The sequence below is a fragment of the Terrabacter sp. 2YAF2 genome, from assembly GCF_052114705.1.
Classification (GTDB): domain Bacteria; phylum Actinomycetota; class Actinomycetes; order Actinomycetales; family Dermatophilaceae; genus Terrabacter.
Map to the genome: position 1 here is coordinate 104976 of NZ_JBFRFG010000011.1, position 21636 is coordinate 126611.

The following is a 21636-nucleotide window of genomic DNA, read 5'->3' on the forward strand; positions in this document are numbered from 1 at the left end:
ATCAGGACATCACCCAAAGAGCACCGAGGATGGCGACGACACCAGCGAGCATCGTCAGGGCATAGGAGCGCGCGAAGCCGTTCTGCAGCTTGCGCAGGCGGGAGCTCGTCCCGCCGACGAGGGCGGCGAGGCCACCGGCCGCGCCGTCCACGCCCTTGCTGTCCGCGAAGACGAGCGAGCGCGTGAGGTGGATACCGGGTCGCATGAGGAGAGCCTCGTTGACCTGGTCCTGGTAGAGGTCCTTGCGCGCGGCCTGCGTGAGCAGCGAGCCCGTGGGGGCCGTGGCCGGGACCTCGTCACGCCAGTAGCGCATCCAGGCCAGCGCACCGCCGGCCGCCACGAGGATCAGCGTCAGGGCCATGAGCACCGGCACGGGGATCACCGGCTCGGCGCCCGCGGGCTCGGCACCGGTGACCGGCTCGAGCCACGTGTTGAAGAAACCCGTGGGGCCCAGGATGAGGCCGAGGAAGGCCGACCCGACGGCGAGCACGATCATCGGGATCGTCATGAGGCTGCCCGACTCGTGCGGGTGCACGTCGTCGGTCCAGCGCTTCTTGCCGTGGAAGGTCATGAAGAACAGGCGGGACATGTAGAAGGCCGTGATGCCGGCACCGATGAGGGCGGCCATACCGAAGACCCACGGGCGCCAGCCCTCACCGATGAAGGCGGCCTCGATGATCTTGTCCTTGGACCAGAAGCCGGAGAACGGCGGCACCCCGAGGATGGCGAGCCAGCCGATGCCGAAGGTGGCCCACGTGATCTTCATGGCACCGGAGAGACCGCCGAAACGGCGCATGTCGACCTGGTCGTTCATGCCGTGCATGACCGACCCGGCGCCGAGGAACATGCCGGCCTTGAAGAAGCCGTGCATGAGCAGGTGGAAGATCGCGAAGGCGTAGCCGACCGGGCCGAGGCCCGCAGCGAGCATCATGTAGCCGATCTGGCTCATCGTCGAGGCCGCGAGGGCCTTCTTGATGTCGTCCTTGGCGCAACCGACGACGGCACCGAAGAGCAGGGTGATCGCCCCGACGATGACGACGACGAGCTGGGCCGTGGGTGCCGCCTGGAAGATCGGCGACGAGCGCACGACGAGGTAGACACCGGCCGTGACCATCGTTGCCGCGTGGATGAGCGCCGACACCGGCGTCGGGCCGGCCATGGCGTCGCCGAGCCAGCTCTGCAGCGGGAACTGGGCCGACTTGCCACAGGCACCGAGCAGCAGCATCAGGCCGATGGCGGTCATGAAGCCCTGGTTGGCGTTGCTGCCGGCCGCGCCGAGCACCGTCGCGAAGTCGACGGCACCGAAGTGGAAGAACATCACGATGATCGCGATGGACAGGCCGAAGTCACCGACGCGGTTGGCCACGAACGCCTTGTTGGCCGCCGTCGCGTAAGCCGGGTTGTAGTTCCAGAAGCCGATGAGCAGGTAGCTCGCGAGGCCCACGCCCTCCCAGCCGACGTAGAGCAGCAGGTAGGAGTTGGCGAGCACGAGCAGGAGCATCGCCGCGACGAAGAGGTTGAGGTAGGCGAAGAAGCGCCGCTTGTCGGGGTCGTGCTCCATGTACCCGATCGAGTACACGTGGATGAGCGAGCCGACGAAGGTGATGAGCAGGACGAAGACCATCGACAGCTGGTCGACGAGTAGCCCGGCGCTCAGCTTGAACGAACCGTCCGCGATCCAGTCGTAGAGGTTGATGCTGACCGCGCGGTCCTCGGCGCCGCGGCCGAGCATCGCGAGGAAGACGACCGCGCCGACGACGAACGCGCCCCACGACAGGCAGGTCGCCAGCACAGGACCGAACGAGTCGGTGCGGCGGCCACCGAGGAGCAGGATGGCGGCGCCGAGCAGCGGCAGCGCGACGAGCAGCCACGCGTATGCCGTCACCCCGCTGGCGGCGTGCGCCTCACCTTCGTGCGTGGCGAGGCCCACGGCATACGTGCTCAGCGTGCTCGACGAGCTCGCGAGCGTCTGGACGAGAGTTCCCATGGTGGGCGGCGCTCCTTACAGCTTCAGCAGGTTGGCGTCGTCGACCGAGGCCGAACGGCGGGCGCGGAAGATCGCCATGATGATGGCGAGCCCGACGACGACCTCCGCGGCTGCGACGACCATGACGAACAGGGCCATGACCTGCCCGTCGAGGGCGCCGTGCATCCGGGAGAAGGTGACGAGGGCGAGGTTCGTCGCGTTGAGCATGAGCTCGACACCCATGAAGACGATGATCGCGTTGCGTCGGATCAGCACGGTGGCCGTGCCGATCGCGAAGAGCAGCACCGAGAGGTAGACGTAGTGCATCGGGCTCACTTGGACCGACCTTCCTCGATCTCGCGCTCCATGTGCCGCTCGACGTCCTTGAAGCCGTCGGCGGTCGCGACCTGGTCACGGGCCACGAGGACGCGCGAGACGGACAGGTCGCTGGGCGTGCCGTCGGGCAGCAGCGCCGGGGTGTCCACCGCGTTGTGGCGGGCGTAGACACCGGGCGCGGGCAGGCCCGCGACGTTCTTGTTGTCGCGGACGCGCTTGGCGGCCCACTCGGCCTGGGTGATGCGCGGCGTCAGGCGCTCGCGGTGGGCCAGCACCATGGCGCCGAGGGCGGCCGTGATGAGCAGCGCGGAGGTGACCTCGAAGATCCAGACGTACTGACCGAAGATCAGCTCGGCGAGCCCGGTCACGTTGCCGGTGTCGGCGTTGCTCGCGACGAGCTTGTCCATGCCAGCCTGCACGCTCTGCTGGTCGAAGACGACCTGGCCGAGCGAGAAGACGAGCACACCGGCGAGGCCGACGACGAGGACCAGGGAGGCCCAGCGCTGGCCCTTGATCGTCTCGACGATCGAGTCGGACGAGTCGACGCCCACGAGCATGAGGACGAAGAGGAAGAGCATCATCACGGCGCCGGTGTAGACGAACACCTGCACGATCCCGAGGAAGTCGGCCTTCTGCATGATGTAGAAGATCCCGAGGATGCACATGACAAGCGCCACGCCGAGGGCGGCGTGGACGGCCTTCTTGGCGAAGAGCAGGCCCATCGCGGCGATGACCGCGACCGGGGCGAGCAGCCAGAAGCCGACGGCTTCGGCGGTGGAGGTCACGGGTTGGCCCCTTCCCGGGTGTCTGCAGCGGTCGGGTGGGTCGAGTGCACGATGTCGTGGGCCCCGGGCACGGCGGCCCCGACGTTGCCCGGTCCGCCGGCATACGCGTCGTCGTCGTCCGCAACCGCGTCGCGGGCCTCGACGTAGGCGCGCTGCGCGTCCGTCGGTCCGCTGACCTTGCCCTGGTAGTAGTCGCGCTCCTCGAGCCCGTCGGACATCGGGAACGGTGCCGTCAGCATGCCGCTCTGGAGCGGGGCGAGCAGCTGGTCCTTGGTGAAGATCAGCTTGCCGCGGTCGTTGTCGGCGAGCTCGTAGAAGTTCGTCATCGTCAGGGCGCGGGTCGGGCACGCCTCGATGCACAGGCCGCAGAAGATGCAGCGCAGGTAGTTGATCTGGTAGACGCGGCCGTAGCGCTCGCCGGGGCTGAACCGGCCCTTGCCACCCTGGTCGAGCGGGGTGTCGTCGTTGTCGGCGCCCTCGACGAGGATCGCGTCGGCCGGGCAGGCCCAGGCGCACAGCTCGCAGCCGATGCACTTCTCGAGCCCGTCCGGGTAGCGGTTGAGCTGGTGGCGCCCGTGGAAGCGCGGCGCCGTGGGGCGCGGCTTCTCCGGGTACTCCTCGGTGGCGACCTTGCGGAACATCGTCGAGAACGACACCCCGAACCCGGCCACCGGCGCGAACAGCTCCGAGAGGAAGCCCTTCTCGCGCTCGTCGCTGCCGGATCGCTGGTCACGCGGCGCGCCGACCTCCGAGCCCTGGGCGGGGCTCCGGGGCGACACGTGCTTGCCGACGGTGTCGTCAGCCATGGTCCTCCTCCTTGACGGCGGTCGAGGTGCTGGCGGCGCTGCTCGTCGTCAGCACGGGCTGCCGCGACGAGGACAGGCGCGGGGTCGGTTCGGCGAGGCGCTGGCCCGGCAGTGGCGGCACGGGGTAGCCGTCCTCGAAGGGGTCGATCTCCTCCGGCGGCGTCTCGTCCTCGGCAGCGGCCCGGGCGGCGCGCTTGTCGTCCCAGATCCACGCCGCGGCGAGGGCGATGACGGCGACGATGCCCACGATGACGACGGTGGCCACCGACAGCTCGCGGTTCGCGAAGGTCAGCTTGCTGTCACCGAGGAAGCCGAGCTGCGCGCCGCGGATGAACGCGACGGCGACGACCCAGGCCAGGGTGATCGGGATGAGGAACTTCCAGCCGAAGCGCATGAACTGGTCGTAGCGCACGCGCGGCAGGGAGCCACGGAGCCAGACGAAGATGAACATGAACAGCCACAGCTTGGCGGTGAACCACAGCAGGCCCCACCAGCCGCCGCCGAACATGTTGTCGTTGATCGCCGAGATGAACGGCGGGGCCTGCCAGCCACCGAGGAACAAGGTGGTGGCGAGGGCCGAGACGGTGAACATGTTGACGTACTCGCCGAGGAAGAACATCGCGAAGCGCATCGAGGAGTACTCGGTGTGGAAGCCACCGGTCAGCTCGCCCTCGCCCTCGGCGAGGTCGAAGGGCAGACGGTTGGTCTCGCCGACCATGGTGATGACGTAGACGGCGAAGCTGAAGAACGCCGGGAGGATATACCAGAGCGAGCTCTGCGCCGAGACGATGGCCGAGGTCGACATCGAGCCGCTGTAGAGGAAGATCGCGACGAGCGAGAGGCCCATGGCGATCTCGTAGCTGATGACCTGGGCGGTCGAGCGCAGGCCACCGAGCAGCGGGTAGGTCGAGCCCGAGCTCCAGCCGGCGAGGATGATGCCGTAGACGCCGACCGAGGCGACGGCGAGCACGAGCAGGACGGCGACGGGGACGTCGGTCACCTGCAGGGGCGTCCGGTGGCCGAACATCGACACCGTGCCGCCGACCGGGATGATCGCGAAGGAGACGAACGCCATCGTCGCGGCGATGAGCGGCGCGAGGGTGTAGATGAGCTTCTCGGCGCGGGCCGGCGTGATGTCTTCCTTGAGCATCGACTTCATGCCGTCGGCGAGGGTCTGGAGCAGACCGAAGGGACCGTTGCGGTTCGGGCCCGGGCGCTGCTGCATGCGGCCGATGACGCGGCGCTCGAACCAGATGACGAGCAGCGTCGAGATGAGCAGGTAGACGAAGATGCCGACGGCCTTGATCAGGGCCAGCCACCACGGGGTGTCGCTGAAGTCGGCCGTGGGGTTCTCGGTCATGGGCAGCGCGGCCGCCACCCCGTATGCGGTCAGGCCGAGGCTCATGCCGCACCACCCTTCGTGACGTGGACGCGGCCACCGGCATCGGTGCCGAGGCCCGTGCGGATCGAGCAGTCCTTCGCGTTGGTCGGGAGCCAGACGACACCGTCGACCATGTCCTCGGTGACGGCCGCCGGCAGCGTGACGCTGCCCACGGGGCCGGTCACGGTGACGGCGTCGCCGTCGACGACGCCGAGCCCGGTGGCCGAGGCCGCGGACAGGCGCGCGACCGCGAGCGGTGCGGTGCCGGCCAGGAACGGCTCGCCGTCCTGCATGCGGCCGGCGTCGAGCAGCGTGGCCCAGGTGGACAGGACGAAGTCGCCGGTGCCCACCGGCGCCGCGGCGGCGCGCTGGCCCTCCGGAGCGCTCGTGGCGCGGTCCCCACCCCAGGGCCCGAGGGCCTCGAACTGGGCGTGGATCTCGTGCTGCGTGCGGGTCTCGAGGAAGACGCCCATCTCGCCGGCGAGCATGTCGAGGGCGCGGTGGTCGCTGACGGCGTTGCTCTCCAGCGCCTCCTGGAAGGCGCGGACGCGGCCTTCCCAGTTGACGTAGGTGCCGGTCTTCTCGGCCTGCGGCGCGACGGGCAGCACGACGTCGGCGACAGCCGTGACGGGCGACTCGCGCAGCTCCAGGGAGACGACGAACGCCTTCTCGAGCGCCGCGGCGGCAGCCGCGTCACCGAGGTCGGACGGGTCGACGCCGCCGACGAGCAGGGCCTCGATGTCTCCCGCAGCAGCCGCGGCGATGATGCCGGCCGTGTCACGGGCCGGAGCGGCCGGGACGTGGTCGACCTCCCAGACCCGGGCGACCTCGGCGCGAGCCGAGGCGTCCGCGACGGGGCGGCCTCCGGGCAGCAGCGCACCGAGCGCGCCCGCCTCGAGGGCACCGCGCTCCCCCGCCCGACGCGGCACCCAGGCGACCCGGGCACCGGTGGCGGCGGCGAGCTCGGCCGCGGCGCGCAGCGCACCGGGGGCCGTGGCGAGGCGCTCACCGACGAGGATGACGCCACCCGCGGCCAGTGCCTCGCGCGCGGGAGCCGCGAGGTCGGCCAGGGCCGTGGCCTCGTGGCCGGGCACGGTCGGCAGCAGGGTGCCACCCACCTTGTCCAGGCCGCGCGTCGCGTGGGACGCGACGGCATACACCTGCGTCTTGCGCTTGCGGAAGGCCTTGCGCAGGCGCAGGAAGACGATCGGGCTCTCGTCCTCGGGCTCGAAGCCGACGAGGAGGACGGCCTTGGCGGCCTCGAGGTCGGGGTACGTCACCGCGCCGCTGTCGGGGCCGGTCGCGGCGACGTGCTCGGCGAGGAAGGCGACCTCCTCGGCCGAGTGCGGCCGGGCGCGGAAGTCGACGTCGTTCGTGCCGAGCACCACGCGGGCGAACTTGCCGTAGGCGTAGGCGTCCTCGGCCGAGACGCGGCCGCCGACGAGCACGCCGGCGGTCCGGGCGCGCGACAGTCCGGCAGCCGCGGCCGCAAGGGCCTCGGGCCAGCCGACGACCTTGAGCTCGCCGCTGTCGTCTCGCACCATCGGCAGCTGGATGCGGTCGGGCAGCGTGGCGTAGGTGAACGCCCACCGGCCCTTGTCGCAGTTCCACTCCTCGTTGACGGCCTGGTCCTCGGCCGCCATCCGGCGCAGCACGACGCCGCGACGGTGGTCGGTGCGGATGGCGCAGCCGCTCGCGCAGTGCTCGCAGACCGACGGCGTCGACACGAGGTCGAACGGCCGGCTGCGGAAGCGGTAGGCGGCGCCGGTCAGCGCGCCGACCGGGCAGATCTGGACGGTGTTGCCCGAGAAGTAGCTCTCGAACGGCTTGTCCTCGTAGATGCCGATCTGCTGGAGCGCGCCACGCTCGACGAGCGCGATGAAGGGGTCGCCGGCGACCTGGTCGGAGAAGCGGGTGCAGCGGGCACACAGCACGCAGCGCTCGCGGTCGAGCAGGACCTGCGAGGAGATGTTGACCGGCTTGGGGTAGGTGCGCTTGACGTCCTCGAAGCGCGACACCGGGCGCCCGGAGCTCATCGCCTGGTTCTGCAGGGGGCACTCGCCGCCCTTGTCGCAGACCGGGCAGTCGAGCGGGTGGTTGATGAGGAGCAGCTCCATGACGCCCTGCTGCGCCTTGTCGGCGACCTTGGACGTGTGCTGCGTGTTGACGACCATGCCCTCGGACACCGTCATCGTGCACGAGGCCTGCGGCTTGGGCATCGGGCGGACGTTGCCGTCACGGTCGGGCATCGCCACGTCGACGAGGCACTGGCGGCACGCCCCGACCGGGTCGAGCAGCGGGTGGTCGCAGAAGCGCGGGATCTCGATGCCCACGGTCTCGGCGGCCCGGATGACGAGCGTGCCCTTGGGCACGCTGACGGGCACGCCGTCGATCGTGAGGCCGACGTGGTCGGGGTTCGGGGGCACCTGCGCGTTGCCGCCCTTGTCGACGGCGTTGCCGCCTGCGGACGGGGAGGTCGTGACGGTCATGCGGACACCATCCCGCTGGACTCCTTGGTCGACGTGGGGGCCGGGACCGGGAAGAGCACCGACCGCTCCGGCGGGAACAGCTCGTGCGCCGGCGTGTGCATGCCGGCCTCGAACTCCTCGCGGAAGTACTGGACGGCCGACGTGATCGGGCTCGTCGCCGCGTCACCGAGCGCGCAGAAGCTGCGGCCGAGGATGTTGTCGCAGATGTCGACGAGCTTGTCGATGTCGTCCTGCGTGCCCTCCCCCGCCTCGATGCGGTTCATGATCTGGCGCAGCCACCACGTGCCCTCGCGGCACGGCGTGCACTTGCCGCAGGACTCGTGGGCGTAGAAGTCGGTCCACCGGGCGACGGCGCGCACGACCGAGACGGTCTCGTCGAAGACCTGCAGCGCGCGGGTGCCGAGCATCGAGCCGGCCGCGGCGACCGAGTCGAAGTCGAGCGGCACGTCGAGGTGCTCGTCGGTGAAGATCGGCGTGGACGAACCACCGGGCGTCCAGAACTTCAGCTTGCGGCCGCCGCGCATGCCACCGGCGAGCTCGATGAGCTCGCGCATCGTGATGCCGAGCGGGGCCTCGAACTGGCCGGGGTTCGTGACGTGGCCCGAGAGGCTGAAGATGCCGAAGCCCGTGGACTTCTCGGTGCCCATGCCCTTGAACCAGTCGGAGCCCTCGAGGATGATCCCGGGCACCGAGGCGATGGACTCGACGTTGTTGACCGACGTCGGGCGGGCGTAGAGGCCCGCCGCGCCGGGGAACGGCGGCTTGAGGCGCGGTTGGCCGCGGCGACCCTCGAGCGAGTCGAGCAGCGCCGTCTCCTCACCACAGATGTAGGCACCGGCGCCGGCGTGCACCGTGATGTCGACCGTGACGCCCTTGCCACCGACGTTCGTGCCGAGGTGGCCGGCCGCGCGGGCCTCCTCGACGGCACGGAGCAGGCGACGGTAGACGTGGACGACCTCACCACGAAGGTAGATGAAGGCGTGCTCGCAGCCGATGGCGTACGACGCGATGATGACGCCCTCGATGAGGGCGTGCGGGTTGGCCATCATGAGCGGCACGTCCTTGCACGTGCCCGGCTCGGACTCGTCGGCATTGACGACGAGGTAGCGCGGACCGCCGTCGGGCGGGCTCATGAACGACCACTTCATGCCGGTCGGGAAGCCGGCGCCGCCGCGGCCACGGATGCTCGAGTCCTTGACGGCGTCGATGATCGCCTGCGGCTCCATGTCGAGCGCCTTCGTGAGGGCCTTGTAGCCGTCGTGGCGCTCGTACGTCGCGAGGGTCCAGGACTGCGGGTCGTCCCAGAACTTCGTGAGGATCGGGGTCAGGGTGTCGGTCACTTCGATCCCTCCTTGCCGTCGGCCGTGGATGGGCGCGAGCCGTTGCCGCGGTCCGAACCCGGCGCGACCCAGCCGTGCTCGTTGGCGATCTTCAGGCCGAGCAGCGACGCCGGGCCGGCGCCCACGCCCTCGTCGGCGCGACCGTCCTCGAAGCCCGCGAGGACCCGCGAGACCTCCTTGAACGTGCAGACCTTGGCGGCTCCGCGCGTCGGGGCGACGTCCTTGCCGGCGCGGAGGTCCTCGACGAGGCCGATCGTGCTCTCGGGCGTCTGGTTGTCGAAGAACTCCCAGTTGGCCATGACGACCGGCGCGTAGTCGCACGCCGCGTTGCACTCGACGCGCTCGAGGGTGATCTTGCCGTCCTCGGTCGTCTCGTCGTGACCGATGCCGAGGTGCTCGGAGACCCGGTCGAAGATCAGGTCGCCGCCCATGACGGCGCACAGCGTGTTGGTGCAGACACCGACGGTGTAGTCACCGTTGGGGTGGCGCTTGTACTGCGTGTAGAAGGTGGCGACACCGCTCACCTCGGCCTCGGTGAGGTCGAGCACCTCGGCGCAGAAGCTCACGCCACGGCCCGTGACGTAGCCGTCGACCGACTGCACGAGGTGCAGCAGCGGCAGGAGCGCGGAGCGCTTCTGCGGGTAGCGCGCGATGACCTCGGCGGCGTCGGCGTGCAGCTTCTCGAGGACGTCGGCGGCATACGGCGCCTTGGACTCGGGGCTGACGTGCAGGTGGCCTGAAGCGTCGTGGCCGCTCAACGGTCCACACCTCCCATGACGGGGTCGATCGAGGCCACGGCGACGATGACGTCGGCGATCTGGCTGCCTTCGCACATCGCGGCCACGGCCTGCAGGTTGTTGAAGCTCGGGTCGCGGAAGTGCGCGCGGTAGGGGCGCGTGCCGCCGTCGGAGACGACGTGACAGCCCAGCTCGCCCTTCGGCGACTCGATGGCGACGTAGGCCTGGCCGGGCGGCACCCGGAAGCCCTCGGTGACGAGCTTGAAGTGGTGGATCAGGGACTCCATCGAGGTGCCCATGATCTCGCGGATGTGGTCGAGGCTGTTGCCGAGACCGTCGCTGCCGAGCGCGAGCTGCGCCGGCCACGCGATCTTCTTGTCGGCCACCATGATCGGGCCCTCGTCCGCCTGGAGACGGTCGGTCGCCTGCTCGATGATCTTCAGCGACTCGTACATCTCGTCGATGCGGATGCGGAGGCGGCCGTAGGCGTCCTGGCTCGTGCGCGTCTTGACCTCGAAGTCGTAGGTCTCGTAGCCGCAGTAGGGGTCGAGCTTGCGCAGGTCGTGCGGCAGGCCCGTCGAGCGCAGCACGGGGCCGGTGATGCCGAGGGCCATGCAGCCGGCCAGATTGAGCACGCCCACGTTGACGGTGCGCCCCTTGAGGACGGGGTTCTCGTTGAGCAGGGCCTCGAGCTCGCCGAGACCGCGGCGGACCTCGGGGACCATCTCGCGCAGCGCGTCGATGCAGCCGGGCGGCAGGTCCTGGGCCACGCCGCCGGGGCGGATGTAGGCGTTGTTCATGCGCAGGCCGGTCACCATCTCGATGACGCGGAGCAGCCGCTCGCGCTCACGGAAGGCGACGGTCATGACCGTCGTCGCGCCCATCTCCATGCCACCGGTGCCGAGGCAGATGAGGTGGCTGCTGATGCGCGTCATCTCCATCATGAGCACGCGGATGACGTTGGCGCGCTCGGGGATCTGGTCGGTGATACCGAGCAGCTTCTCGATTGCGAGGCAGTAGGCCGCCTCCTGGAACATGGGCGTGAGGTAGTCCATGCGCGTGCAGAACGTGACGCCCTGCACCCAGGTGCGGTACTCCATGTTCTTCTCGATGCCGGTGTGGAGGTAGCCGATGCCGGCGCGGGCCTCGGTCACCGTCTCACCGTCGATCTCGAGGATGAGGCGGAGCACGCCGTGCGTCGACGGGTGCTGCGGGCCCATGTTGACGACGATGCGCTCCTCGCCGAGCGAGGTGGCCTCGTCGACGAGGTCGTTCCAGTCGCCGCCGGAGGCGTTGAAGACGTGGGCGCCCTCGCTGGCCTGCTCGTCGGCCACGGACGTGGCGTAGACGTCGTTGGCGCCGGCGTCCGGCACCTCGGTCTGGCTGAACTCGGTGTGCGTGCTCATCAGTTGTACGACCTCCGCTGGTCCGGCGGCGGGATGGTGGCGCCCTTGTACTCGACGGGGATGCCGCCGAGGGGGTAGTCCTTCCGCTGCGGGTGGCCCGGCCAGTCGTCGGGCATGAGGATTCGGGTGAGGGCCGGGTGGCCGTCGAACTCGATGCCGAACATGTCCCACGTCTCGCGCTCGTGCCAGTCGTTGGCCGGGTAGACGGAGACGATCGACGGGATGTGGCGGTCGTCGTCGGGGCAGCTGACCTCGACGCGGACCCGCCGCCCGCCGTGGGTGATCGACAGGAAGTGGTAGACGGCGTGCAGCTCCTCACCGGTGCGGTTCGGGTAGTGCACGCCCGAGACGCCGGTGACGATCTCGAAGCGCAGCGAGGCGTCGTCACGCAGCACGCGGGCCACGGCAAGCAGGTGCTCGCGGCGGACGTGGATGGTCATCTCGCCCCGGTCGACGACGACGCGGTCGACGGCCTCGGCGTAGGAGGCGGTGCCGCCCACGAGGCCGCGCTCGAGGTTGTCGGCGATCTCGTCGAAGTAGCCGCCGTAGGGGCGCTCGGACGCGCCGGCGACGAGGATCGGCCGGACGAGGCCGGAGTAGCCGGTGGTGTCGGCACCTTGCGTGGCACCGAACATGCCGTGGCGGACGCCGACGACCTCGGGCTCGGCGGGGGTGCGCTGCTGCGCGAGCTCGATCTCGTGGGGCGTGAGACCCGAGGACTGGTCCTTGGTGGTGTCGGCGTTCACGGCGCCCTTGTCGTCCTTCTTCTCGCCGTCGCTCATGCGAGCAGGCCCTTCATCTGGTGCGTCGGCGTCGCGGACAGCGCGGCAGCCTCGGCGGCCTTGGCGGCGTTCTCCCGGTTGACGCCGAGCGGCGAGGTCTCGATCTGGTGGTGCAGCTCGATGATCGCGTTGAGCAGCATCTGCGGGCGGGGCGGACAGCCGGGCAGGTAGATGTCGACCGGGATGATGTGGTCGACGCCCTGGACGATCGCGTAGTTGTTGAACATGCCGCCCGAGCTGGCGCAGACGCCCATCGAGATGACCCACTTGGGGTTGGGCATCTGGTCGTAGACCTGGCGCACGACGGGGGCCATCTTCTGGCTCACGCGTCCCGCGACGATCATGAGGTCGGCCTGGCGCGGGGTCGCCGAGAAGCGCTCCATGCCGAACCGGGCGATGTCGTAGTCGGGCGTGCCCACGGCCATCATCTCGATGGCGCAGCAGGCGAGGCCGAAGGTGGCCGGCCAGATCGAGGCCTTGCGCATGTAGCCGGCGAGGCCCTCGACCGTCGAGAGCAGGAACCCGGCTGGGAGCTTCTCTTCGAGACCCATTGCTTACTCCTTAACCTTCCTGATGAAACCCGTGGACGTGCGCCGCTGGTGCGGCGTCATCCGGGGTCAGTCCCACTCGAGCCCGCCGCGGCGCCAGACGTAGGCGTACGCGATGAACACCGTGATGATGAACAGGACCATCTCGACCAGCGCGAAGAGGCCCAGCTTGTTGAAGGCCACCGCGAACGGATAGAGGAAGACCGACTCGATGTCGAAGATGATGAAGAGCATCGCCGTCAGGTAGTACTTGATCGGGACGCGCCCACCGCCGGCCGCCTGGGGCGACGGCTGGATGCCGCACTCGTAGGCCTCGAGCTTGGCGCGGTTGTAGCGCTTGGGCCCGACGACGAGCGAGGTGAAGACCGACAGCGCGGCGAACGCGAAGCCGAGCCCCAGCATGAACAGGATCGGGACGTAGGAGTTCATCCGAGGTCACGTGCCTTTCGGTCGTGCGAGTCGTGCGATGCGTGCATGGCAGGGGCTGCGGGGGCTGGAGGGGCGCAGGTGCGCGGCGCACCCATCCTAGGGGCGTCCGACTTGATGCTGCTCGGCGCCACCGTCGCGCCCACGGAGGCGTGGCTCATGCGCTGGGCGCCAGCCGCGAGAGGGCGGTGATGAGGCGGTCGCTGGCGCCCTTGCTCATCGGGTCGGCGAGGTTGGCCATGATCTTGAGCAGCAACGGCATGAGCCGGGTGCGCGGCAGGCCGTACTTCGTCGCGAGCCGCATGACCTCGGGGTTGCCGATGGCGTGGGCGAACCACCGACCGAGGGTGAAGTAGCCGCCGAGCTCGTCCTTCATGACCTTGGGGTATGCCGCGAGCACCCGCTCGCGGGCAGCGTCGCTCGGCCGCGCCATCGCCTGGGCGACGAGCTCGGCGCCGAGGCGCGCGGCCTCGAGGGCGTAGTCGATGCCCTCGCCGTTGAAGGGGTTGACCATGCCGCCGGAGTCGCCGACGAGGAGCAGGCCGTCGGCGTAGAGCGGCGTGCGGTTGAAGCCCATCGGCAGCGCGGCGCCGCGGATCGGGCCGGCCGACTCGTCGTGCTCGAGCTGCCACTCCGGAAAGATGTCCTCGACCCACCGACGCATGACGTCCTTGTAGTCGGTCTTCTGGAAGGCCGACGTGGTGTCGAGCGTGCCGAGGCCGACGTTGGTGCGACCGTCCTCGAGGGGGAAGAGCCAGCCGTAGCCGGGCATGAGGATGCGGTTGCCGGCGTCGTCACGGCTCCACAGCTCGAGGTGGCTCTCGAGGTAGTCGTCGCGCTTCGGGGTGGTGTAGTACGCCCGGACGGCCACGCCCATGACGCGGTCCTCGCGCTTGGGGCGACCGACGGCCGTCGCGAGACGGCTCGAGACGCCGTCGCTCGCGACGACGACCGGGGCGCGGTAGGTGACCGTCTCACCCGTGGCGCGGCCCGACTCGTCGACGCGCTTGGCGGTGACCCCGGCGACGCGACCCGAGGCGTCGCGGAGCGGAGCGGAGACGCTCGTGCGCTCGTGGAGCTGGGCGCCCCTGCTCACCGCGTGGCGGGCCAGGGCCTCGTCGAGCTGGGCGCGGGTGCGGACCATGCCGTAGCCGGGGAAGGCGTCGGACTCGGGCCAGTCGAGCTGCAGCGTGTGGCCGCCACCCTTGATGCGCAGACCCTTGGTGCGCTGCCAGCCGGTCGTGTCTACGCCGAGGGAGATGAGCTCCTTCGTCGCGCGGGGCGTCAGGCCGTCGCCGCAGATCTTGTCGCGCGGGAACGCCGACTTCTCGAGGAGGACGACGTCGAGACCGTGGTCAGCGAGGTACGCGGCCGTCGCGCTGCCACCCGGACCGGCACCGACGACGATGACGTCGGCCCGCTCGACGGGTGCACCGCCACCCCCTGGGGGGCTGGGCGCGACGCTCGAACTGGTCATGTCTCCCTGCACGCTTCCGAACCGCTTGTGAAGAACTTCACGAACTACCGGGGAGTCTATTCCCGCACTTTCGTCCTTGTCAGATAAGGCATGCCTTACCTTCGACAGCCCCCCAGCGTCGAGAGGCCACGTCGTGCCGCTTCCCGCACGTCGAGAGGCCACGTGTGGCCGCGGGACGGGCACGCGGCATACGCAAGAGGTCGTATGCCGTCAGCGCTTGGTCCCGAGGTGGAGAGCGACGATGCCGCCGGTGAGGTTGGTCCAGCCGACCCGCTGCCAGCCGGCGGTCTCGACGATGCGGGCCAGCTCGCCCTGCGGCGGCCAGGCACGGATCGACTCGGCGAGGTAGACGTAGGAGTCGGGGTTGCTCGACGTGCGGCGGGCCACCGGCGGCAGCGCGCGCATGAGGTAGTTCGAGTAGACGGTGCGGAAGACCTTGTTGACCGGCTGGCTGAACTCGCAGATCAGGAGGCGGCCGCCCGGCTTGGTGACGCGGAGGAACTCGCGCAGCGCGGTCTCGGGGTCGGCGACGTTGCGCAGACCGAAGCTCATCGTCACGACGTCGAAGCTCTCGTCGGCGAACGGCAGGCTCATCGCGTCGGCGGCCGTGAAGGCCATGTCGGGGCGGCGACGACGACCGACCCGGAGCATGCCGAGCGAGAAGTCCGCGGGCACGACCTCGATCTCCTGGTTCGCCCACGGCTCGCTGGAGGTTCCGGTTCCCGCGGCGATGTCGAGGATGCGCTCCCCCGGCTGGGCGTCGACGGCCTTGACGACGGCTCGGCGCCACAGCCGGTCCTGACCGAGCGAGAGGACGTCGTTGGTCACGTCGTACTTCTCGGCGACGGTGTCGAACATCGACGCGACGTCGACCGGCTTCTTGTCCAGCTGCGCACGGGTCATGCGCTCATCCTCGCACCCGCGACGGGGGTGGCATCGGTCGCACCGCGGCGACGCGGCGAGGTTCCCGGGCGTTCGGTCGTAGAGTTGCCACCGATGTCCACGCTGCCCGCCCCTGGAGCGCCGTCCCCCTCAGCGGGACCGACGGTCGTCGTCCGCACGGTGCCCCTCGAGGCCGCGGACTCCCTGCTGGCCTTCCTGCCCTCCGGCCTGCCTCACGACGAGCTGCTGTCGTGGGTGCGCCGCGGTGAGGGCCTCGTCGGGTGGGGTTCGGCGCTGACGTTCCAGTCGAGGGGCGATGACCGCTTCCGCGCGGCGGAGGCGTGGTGGCGTGAGGTCAGCGGGCGCGCGGTGGTGCGCGACGAGGTCGGGCGACCGGGCACGGGGCTCGTGTGCTTCGGCTCGTTCCCCTTCGCCTCGGACTCTGCCGAGTCGGCCCGTCTCGTCGTGCCGTCGACCATCGTCGGCCGCCGTGACGGACACGGGTGGCTCACGACCGTCTCACTCGAACCACAGCTGACTCTGCTCGAAAAGCCCTCTGTGGCAGGCGAGCCCGAGGCGCCGCGAGACGTGGCCTTCGCCGACGGCCGGGTCTCCCCCGCCGCCTACGCTCATGCGGTCGCCGAGGCCGTGCAGCGCATCGGTGCGGGTGAGGTCGACAAGGTCGTCCTCGCCCGCGACCTCATGGCGACGGCATCGGGCCCCATCGACCCCCGCTGGCTGCTGCGCCGCCTGGCCGAGCGCTACGAGAACACCTGGGTGTTCTCGGTGGCCGGCCTCGTCGGCGCCACCCCGGAGCTGCTCGTGCGCCGCGACCAGGGCCTCATCACGTCCCGGGTGCTCGCCGGCACGATCCGCCGGACCGGCGACGACGGGAAGGACCTCGCACTCGCCGCCTCGCTGGCCCGGTCGTCGAAGGACCTCGAGGAGCACGAGTACGCCGTCCGCTCCGTCGCAGAGGCCCTCGCCCCGCACTGCTCCTCGATGAACGTGCCCGAGGCGCCCTTCGTCCTGCACCTGCCCAACGTCATGCACCTCGCGACCGACGTCGCCGCCGTCAGCGCCGACGATGCCTCCTCGCTGACCCTCGCCGCGTCGCTCCACCCGTCGGCTGCCGTCGGCGGGACCCCGACGGCCCGCGCCGTCGAGCTGATCGGTGAGCTCGAGCAGATGGACCGGGGCCGCTACGCCGGGCCCGTGGGCTGGATGGACGCACGCGGCGACGGCGCGTGGGGCATCGCGCTGCGCAGCGGTGCGCTCGACGCCGAGGACCCGTCGCAGATCACGCTGTATGCCGGGTGCGGCATCGTCGCCGGGTCCGACCCCGAGTCCGAGGTCGCCGAGTCCGACGCCAAGCTCATCCCGATGCGCGACGCGCTCGCGAGCGACTGACAGGGGCGACGGTGACCGGAGACCGGACTGCGCCAGAGCTCGCGCTGCACGTGCTGCAGCAGCTGTGGCTCGGCGGTGTCCGAGACGTCGTGCTCGCGCCGGGCTCGCGCTCGGCCCCCTTCGCCCTGGCGCTCCATGCCGCCGACCGGAACGGCGACCTGCGCCTGCACGTTCGCGTCGACGAGCGGTCGGCAGGATTCCTCGCGCTCGGTCTCACCACCGGGTCACGACGACCGGTCGCCGTCGTCACGACGTCGGGCACCGCCGTCGGCAACCTGCTGCCGGCGGTCATGGAGGCGCACCACACGGGGCGTCGCGTGGTGGTCGTCAGCGCGGACCGTCCCGACCGGCTGCGCGGCACGGGCGCCAACCAGACCACCGACCAGGCCGGCATCTTCGGGACCTTCGCGCCGTGCCACGACCTCACAGCCAGCACGTCTCCCGACGAGCTGGGGTTCGTTGTGGGGCAAGCCTGTTCGCGCCGTGGCCCGACCCAGCTCAACGTCCAGCTCGACGGTGACCTGCTGCCGTCGGACGCGGACCCGGACACGTGGTGGCAGCGACCCGACAACTCCGCCCCGGCGGACTTGATGCGCGGATCCGCCCCGGGACCCCACCACAACTCCGCCCCGGCGGACTTGATGCGCGGATCTGCCCCGGAACCCCACCACGACTCCGCCCCGGCGGACTTGGGGCGGCCGGAGGCGCGGGTGCTGGGCGTCGAACCGTCGGTGTCGGTGCCGACCGACGGGGAGGTGCTCCGCCTCGGACCGCGCACCGTCGTCGTGGCCGGTGACGAGGCCGGGCCGGCGGCACGACTGCTCGCCGAGGCCGCCAACTGGCCGCTCGTGGCCGAGCCGACGTCAGGGGCCCGCATCGGGCGCCAGGCCCTGCGCACCGGCCGGCTGCTGCTCACGACCGACCTGCGCGACGTCGTCGAGCGCGTCGTCGTCGTCGGTCACCCGACCCTGTCGCGCCCGGTCGCCAACCTCATCAGCGACTCCGGCGTCGAGGTCCTCGCCGTCCGCGGACGTGACGGCGTGGCCACCGACCCCGGCAAGGTCGCCCGCGTGCTCGACGTCGTGCCTCGCGTCGACGGCCCCGACGACGCGGCATGGTTCGACGCCTGGCGGGACGCCGACGACCTGCTGTCGACCCTCATCGACGCGGGACTGGCCGCCCCGGCGAGCGATCCGAGCCGGGCGCCGGGTGGTGACGGCCTGTCACCCCTCGCCGTCGCGTCGGTGGTCGGGGCAGCGGTGGCCGCCGACACGACCCTCGTCGTCGGCTCGTCGAACCCGGTGCGCGACCTCGACATCATGGCCACCCCGTGGACCCCCCACGAGCACCGCTTCGTCGTCGGCAACCGCGGGCTCGCCGGCATCGACGGCATGGTCTCCACGGCCATCGGCATCGCCCTCGGTCGACCCCGGGCCGCGCGCAGCATCGCCTACCTCGGCGACCTGACGTTCCTGCACGACTCGAACGGCCTGCTGACCGGGCGCGGGCAGCGGCGGCCTGACCTCACCTTCGTCGTCCTCAGTGACGACGGTGGCGCGATCTTCAGCACCCTCGAGCAGGGTGACCGTCGCTACGCCGGCGCCTTCGAACGTGTCTTCGCGACCCCGCACGGCACCGACCTGGGGTCCCTGTGCTCGGCCCACCACACGGCATACGAACGCATCGACGACCTCGGTCGGCTGGCGGCCGCACTTGCCGAGTCACCTTCGGGGACAAGGGTTCTCGAGGTCCCGGTCTCCCGAGCGGACCGACGGGCCGAGGCCACCTGGCTGCGCGAGCTGGCGCAACGGGTTGTGCCCCGCCAGGACCGGCACCGCTGAGTCGTCCTGCTCGAGCCGGGCCCGTATGCCCCGGCCAGCTGGATCACCGGCCGCTGCCGCTCGCAAGCACCGCATGGCAGCGGACGAGCCGGTCGCGCCACCACTGCTGCCGCTCCGGCGGTGCCGCGAGCTCGGCGAGAGCCTGTGGGTCCGGCACGGCACGCCCTGTCGTCAGGACGCCGCCCGCCGGGCGCCACGGCGTTGCCGACACGTCGCGGTCGAAGAGCCCCACGGTGCCCAGGCCGCACGCGTGGTCGAGGGACGGGAGCGCCGCGGCGAGCGCCACGCCGGCAGCGATGCCGATGCTGGTGTCGAGCGCGGACGACACGACGGCCGGCAGCCCGCACGCGTCGACGATCTCGAGGGCACGCGCGACCCCACCGAGCGGCGCCACCTTGACGACGACGATGTCGGCGGCGCCGAGCCGCGCCACCCGGATGGGATCCTCTGCCTTGCGGATCGACTCGTCGGCGGCGACGCGGACGTCGACCCCGTTGCGTGCCAGTGCAGTTCGCAGCTCGACGAGCTCCTCGACCGTGGCGCACGGCTGCTCGGCGTACTCGAGGTCGTATGCCGTGAGCCGCCTCAGCGCCTCGGCGGCGGTCTCCACGTCCCAACCGCCGTTGGCGTCGACCCGGATCCGCGCGGACGGCCCCATCGCGGACCGGACGGCAGCGACGCGGTCCACGTCGTCCTCGAGCGTCTGCCCGCGCTCGGCGACCTTGACCTTCGCCGTCGTGCACCCGTCGAAGCGGGCCAGGACCTCGGGCACGCGCTCCGGCCCGACCGCGGGGACGGTCGCGTTGACGGCGACGACGTCGCGCACGGGAGCCGGCCACACGGCATACGCGGCCTCCATGCCGGCGAGGAGCCAGCGCGCCGACTCAGCGTCGGCGTACTCCACGAAGGGGCTGAACTCGCCCCAACCCGAGGGCCCCTCGAGGAGCAGGGCCTCGCGGGCGTCGACGCCACGGAAGCGGACCCGCATCGGCAGGGAGACGACGTGTGCCCTCGCGAGGAGCGCGTCGATGGGCGGCAGCGTCGTCATGCCCCCATCATCACCGACGTGGGTCAGCGGGCGGGAAAGGCCTCGTGACGATCGCGGGTGGGGTCGGGTTGCGCGACGGGCTCGGCCTGCAGGTCGCGGCGTCGCTCAACTCGCCGACGGGCTACCGGGCCGCAGACGTGCCCACGCCGCCCGGCGTGCGGCAGGAACCAGAGGAAGCCGACGAGCCACCAGAGCCCGTGACCCGACGACCCGAGGGCGACGGCGATGAGCACGAGTCCGGCGATGATGAGGTTGCGTGGCGAGAACACGGCGGTCTCCTCCGTCCGTGGGACCGGTCGGCCCCGTCCTCCCTCGACGGTAGGCGTGCGGGAGCCCGTCGACCCAGCCCCTGTTGTCAGCACCTCCCCCTGACAGATGTCACGCCTCCTCTCCTCGATCGAAAGAGCAATCCGTCCGCCCGCCTGCCCACGTGGTGGGCCAGAAGAGCGGACGGATTGCTCTTTCGATTGGGGTGGGGCGATCAGTGGCCGAGGACGACGTCGGCCGGGTTGTTGACGGCCACCGTGATGCGGTCGCGGTGTCGTTCGGCCATCTCGGGCAGGGCGTCGAGCGCGAACCAGCGGGCGTCGGTCGACTCGTCGTCACCCGGACGCGGCTCTCCTGACACCCAGCGACACCGGAACGTGTGGTCGAGGTACTGCCCCAGGTCGCCGTTGACGTGCGTCACCACCTCCGTCGCGGACACCCAGACGAGCCGCTCGACCTCCGCGACGACACAGGCCTCCTCCTCGACCTCGCGCACCGCGGTCACGTGCGGGTGCTCCCCCGGGTCGACGATGCCCGTGACCGGCGTCCAGGCTCCGTTGTCGGAGCGCCGGACGAGCAGCACCTCGGGGCCGCCCTCCCCGTCGCGCAGCACGACCGCCGTGATGCCCGGCATCCAGAGCAGCTCCTGCCCGACCATGGTGCGCAGGTGGGCGACGTAGGGAGGGATCGGCATGCGTCCGACCCTAGCCCCGCCGATAGGGTCGGCCCGTGAGCAGCGAGCCGAGCCAGAGCGCCGTTTCCGAGATCTTCGACCCGAGCGAGTGGGCACCGGTCGAGGGCTTCGACCTCACCGACATCACCTACCACCGCCGCCGTCCGGTGGCGGGGCGCCCGCACGCGGAGTCGGGCGTCGTGCGCATCGCCTTCGACCGACCCGAGGTGCTCAACGCCTTCCGACCGCACACCGTCGACGAGCTCTACCGCGCGCTCGACCACGCCCGCATGACCCCGGACGTCGGGGTCGTGCTGCTCACCGGCAACGGCCCGAGCCCCAGGGACGGCAAGTGGGCCTTCTGCTCCGGCGGCGACCAGCGCATCCGTGGTCGCTCCGGCTACCAGTACGCCGAGGGCGAGACCGCGGACACCGTCGACGAGGCGCGCGTCAAGGCCCAGGGCGGCCGCCTGCACATCCTCGAGGTGCAGCGCCTCATCCGGACGATGCCGAAGGTGGTCATCGCCGTCGTGCCGGGCTGGGCGGCCGGGGGCGGGCACTCGCTGCACGTCGTGTGCGACCTGACCATCGCCAGCCGGGAGCACGCCCGCTTCAAACAGACCGACGCCGACGTCGGCAGCTTCGACGCCGGCTACGGCAGCGCCTACCTCGCCAAGATGGTCGGCCAGAAGTTCGCGCGCGAGATCTTCTTCCTCGGCCGCACCTACTCCGCCGAGGACATGCAGCGGATGGGCGCCGTCAACATCGTCGCCGACCACGCCGACCTCGAGCGCGAGGCGCTGCAGGTCGCGACCGAGATCATGGGCAAGAGCCCGCAGGCACAGCGGATGCTCAAGTTCGCCTTCAACCTCACCGACGACGGCCTCATGGGCCAGCAGGTCTTCGCCGGCGAGGCGACCCGCCTCGCCTACATGACGGACGAGGCCGTCGAGGGCCGCGACCAGTTCCTCGAGAAGCGCGAGCCGGACTGGTCGCCGTTCCCCTGGTACTTCTGAACTGGTGAGTCTGTGCAGGT

20 protein-coding genes are annotated in these 21636 nt (G+C 70.7%); 3 read left to right on the forward strand and 17 right to left on the reverse strand.

Annotated elements, in window-relative coordinates; all coding sequences use genetic code 11:
- Position 1: 1 nt before the first annotated feature.
- From nuoL to AB4030_RS13955, 14 genes are all read right to left on the reverse strand, one after another.
- Positions 2-1987: an NADH-quinone oxidoreductase subunit L gene (gene nuoL, locus AB4030_RS13890; protein ID WP_442279791.1), complete on the reverse strand. Its 1986-nt coding sequence runs from the start codon at positions 1985-1987 to the stop codon at positions 2-4.
- 15 nt (positions 1988-2002) lie between these two features.
- Positions 2003-2302, reverse strand: coding sequence for an NADH-quinone oxidoreductase subunit NuoK (nuoK, locus tag AB4030_RS13895; protein ID WP_442279792.1), 300 nt, complete (start codon positions 2300-2302; stop codon positions 2003-2005).
- Positions 2299-3087: an NADH-quinone oxidoreductase subunit J gene (locus AB4030_RS13900; RefSeq protein ID WP_442279793.1), complete on the reverse strand. Its 789-nt coding sequence runs from the start codon at positions 3085-3087 to the stop codon at positions 2299-2301. The genes nuoK and AB4030_RS13900 overlap by 4 nt, the downstream gene beginning before the upstream one ends.
- Positions 3084-3893, reverse strand: a complete 810-nt coding sequence (nuoI, locus tag AB4030_RS13905) for an NADH-quinone oxidoreductase subunit NuoI (RefSeq protein ID WP_442279794.1) — start codon at positions 3891-3893, stop codon at positions 3084-3086. Before nuoI ends, AB4030_RS13900 begins: the two co-directional genes overlap by 4 nt.
- On the reverse strand, positions 3886-5298 hold the full coding sequence (gene nuoH, locus AB4030_RS13910; protein WP_442279795.1) for an NADH-quinone oxidoreductase subunit NuoH: 1413 nt from the start codon (positions 5296-5298) through the stop codon (positions 3886-3888). Before nuoH ends, nuoI begins: the two co-directional genes overlap by 8 nt.
- Positions 5295-7763 carry an NADH-quinone oxidoreductase subunit G gene (locus AB4030_RS13915; RefSeq protein ID WP_442279796.1) on the reverse strand — a complete coding sequence of 823 codons (2469 nt, stop codon included), beginning with the start codon at positions 7761-7763 and terminating at the stop codon, positions 5295-5297. The genes nuoH and AB4030_RS13915 overlap by 4 nt, the downstream gene beginning before the upstream one ends.
- The gene (gene nuoF / locus AB4030_RS13920; protein WP_442279797.1) at positions 7760-9103 is read right to left on the reverse strand and encodes an NADH-quinone oxidoreductase subunit NuoF; all 1344 of its coding nucleotides are present in this window, start codon (positions 9101-9103) and stop codon (positions 7760-7762) included. The genes AB4030_RS13915 and nuoF overlap by 4 nt, the downstream gene beginning before the upstream one ends.
- Positions 9100-9861 carry an NADH-quinone oxidoreductase subunit NuoE gene (nuoE, locus tag AB4030_RS13925; RefSeq protein ID WP_442279798.1) on the reverse strand — a complete coding sequence of 254 codons (762 nt, stop codon included), beginning with the start codon at positions 9859-9861 and terminating at the stop codon, positions 9100-9102. The genes nuoF and nuoE overlap by 4 nt, the downstream gene beginning before the upstream one ends.
- On the reverse strand, positions 9858-11246 hold the full coding sequence (locus AB4030_RS13930) for an NADH-quinone oxidoreductase subunit D (RefSeq protein WP_442279799.1): 1389 nt from the start codon (positions 11244-11246) through the stop codon (positions 9858-9860). The genes nuoE and AB4030_RS13930 overlap by 4 nt, the downstream gene beginning before the upstream one ends.
- Entirely contained in the window at positions 11246-12028 is a 783-nt protein-coding gene (locus AB4030_RS13935) for an NADH-quinone oxidoreductase subunit C (protein WP_442279800.1), read from the reverse strand. The genes AB4030_RS13930 and AB4030_RS13935 overlap by 1 nt, the downstream gene beginning before the upstream one ends.
- Entirely contained in the window at positions 12025-12579 is a 555-nt protein-coding gene (locus tag AB4030_RS13940) for a NuoB/complex I 20 kDa subunit family protein (protein ID WP_030195906.1), read from the reverse strand. The genes AB4030_RS13935 and AB4030_RS13940 overlap by 4 nt, the downstream gene beginning before the upstream one ends.
- A 66-nt stretch (positions 12580-12645) precedes the next feature.
- Complete coding sequence (locus AB4030_RS13945; RefSeq protein WP_442279801.1) at positions 12646-13005, reverse strand: NADH-quinone oxidoreductase subunit A; 360 nt, start codon at positions 13003-13005, stop codon at positions 12646-12648.
- Between the two features lie 154 nt (positions 13006-13159).
- A complete protein-coding gene (locus AB4030_RS13950) occupies positions 13160-14479 on the reverse strand; it encodes a geranylgeranyl reductase family protein (protein WP_442279802.1) in 1320 nt (439 codons plus the stop codon).
- 210 nt (positions 14480-14689) lie between these two features.
- On the reverse strand, positions 14690-15382 hold the full coding sequence (locus AB4030_RS13955) for a demethylmenaquinone methyltransferase (protein WP_442279803.1): 693 nt from the start codon (positions 15380-15382) through the stop codon (positions 14690-14692).
- Between the two features lie 93 nt (positions 15383-15475).
- Between AB4030_RS13955 and AB4030_RS13960 the strand changes: the two genes are divergently transcribed.
- On the forward strand, positions 15476-16771 hold the full coding sequence (locus tag AB4030_RS13960) for an isochorismate synthase (protein ID WP_442279804.1): 1296 nt from the start codon (positions 15476-15478) through the stop codon (positions 16769-16771).
- An 11-nt stretch (positions 16772-16782) separates the two neighbouring features.
- Positions 16783-18612 carry a 2-succinyl-5-enolpyruvyl-6-hydroxy-3-cyclohexene-1-carboxylic-acid synthase gene (menD, locus tag AB4030_RS13965; RefSeq protein ID WP_442279805.1) on the forward strand — a complete coding sequence of 610 codons (1830 nt, stop codon included), beginning with the start codon at positions 16783-16785 and terminating at the stop codon, positions 18610-18612.
- Between the two features lie 43 nt (positions 18613-18655).
- Here the strand turns inward: menD and AB4030_RS13970 are convergent, their stop codons facing one another.
- From AB4030_RS13970 to AB4030_RS13980, 3 genes are all read right to left on the reverse strand, one after another.
- Positions 18656-19660: an o-succinylbenzoate synthase gene (locus AB4030_RS13970; RefSeq protein ID WP_442279806.1), complete on the reverse strand. Its 1005-nt coding sequence runs from the start codon at positions 19658-19660 to the stop codon at positions 18656-18658.
- A 23-nt stretch (positions 19661-19683) separates the two neighbouring features.
- The gene (locus AB4030_RS13975; protein ID WP_442279807.1) at positions 19684-19929 is read right to left on the reverse strand and encodes a hypothetical protein; all 246 of its coding nucleotides are present in this window, start codon (positions 19927-19929) and stop codon (positions 19684-19686) included.
- Positions 19930-20141: 212 nt separating this feature from the next.
- Positions 20142-20621 carry an NUDIX hydrolase gene (locus tag AB4030_RS13980; RefSeq protein ID WP_442279808.1) on the reverse strand — a complete coding sequence of 160 codons (480 nt, stop codon included), beginning with the start codon at positions 20619-20621 and terminating at the stop codon, positions 20142-20144.
- 35 nt (positions 20622-20656) lie between these two features.
- Here AB4030_RS13980 and AB4030_RS13985 point away from each other — a divergent pair, with 35 nt between their 5' ends.
- On the forward strand, positions 20657-21616 hold the full coding sequence (locus AB4030_RS13985) for a 1,4-dihydroxy-2-naphthoyl-CoA synthase (protein WP_442279809.1): 960 nt from the start codon (positions 20657-20659) through the stop codon (positions 21614-21616).
- Positions 21617-21636: the final 20 nt, after the last annotated feature.

Bases quoted from the DNA above. Each gene is read 5' to 3' on its own strand.
- AB4030_RS13915 (WP_442279796.1), bottom strand. From the start codon at position 7,763: ATGACCGTCACGACCTCCCCGTCCGCAGGCGGCAACGCCGTCGACAAG.
- AB4030_RS13980 (WP_442279808.1), bottom strand. From the start codon at position 20,621: ATGCCGATCCCTCCCTACGTCGCCCACCTGCGCACCATGGTCGGGCAG.
- nuoL (WP_442279791.1), bottom strand. From the start codon at position 1,987: ATGGGAACTCTCGTCCAGACGCTCGCGAGCTCGTCGAGCACGCTGAGC.
- nuoI (WP_442279794.1), bottom strand. From the start codon at position 3,893: ATGGCTGACGACACCGTCGGCAAGCACGTGTCGCCCCGGAGCCCCGCC.
- AB4030_RS13930 (WP_442279799.1), bottom strand. From the start codon at position 11,246: ATGAGCACGCACACCGAGTTCAGCCAGACCGAGGTGCCGGACGCCGGC.
- AB4030_RS13935 (WP_442279800.1), bottom strand. From the start codon at position 12,028: ATGAGCGACGGCGAGAAGAAGGACGACAAGGGCGCCGTGAACGCCGAC.
- AB4030_RS13955 (WP_442279803.1), bottom strand. From the start codon at position 15,382: ATGACCCGTGCGCAGCTGGACAAGAAGCCGGTCGACGTCGCGTCGATG.
- AB4030_RS13940 (WP_030195906.1), bottom strand. From the start codon at position 12,579: ATGGGTCTCGAAGAGAAGCTCCCAGCCGGGTTCCTGCTCTCGACGGTC.
- AB4030_RS13950 (WP_442279802.1), bottom strand. From the start codon at position 14,479: ATGACCAGTTCGAGCGTCGCGCCCAGCCCCCCAGGGGGTGGCGGTGCA.
- AB4030_RS13945 (WP_442279801.1), bottom strand. From the start codon at position 13,005: ATGAACTCCTACGTCCCGATCCTGTTCATGCTGGGGCTCGGCTTCGCG.
- AB4030_RS13970 (WP_442279806.1), bottom strand. From the start codon at position 19,660: ATGACGACGCTGCCGCCCATCGACGCGCTCCTCGCGAGGGCACACGTC.
- AB4030_RS13960 (WP_442279804.1), top strand. From the start codon at position 15,476: ATGTCCACGCTGCCCGCCCCTGGAGCGCCGTCCCCCTCAGCGGGACCG.
- nuoH (WP_442279795.1), bottom strand. From the start codon at position 5,298: ATGAGCCTCGGCCTGACCGCATACGGGGTGGCGGCCGCGCTGCCCATG.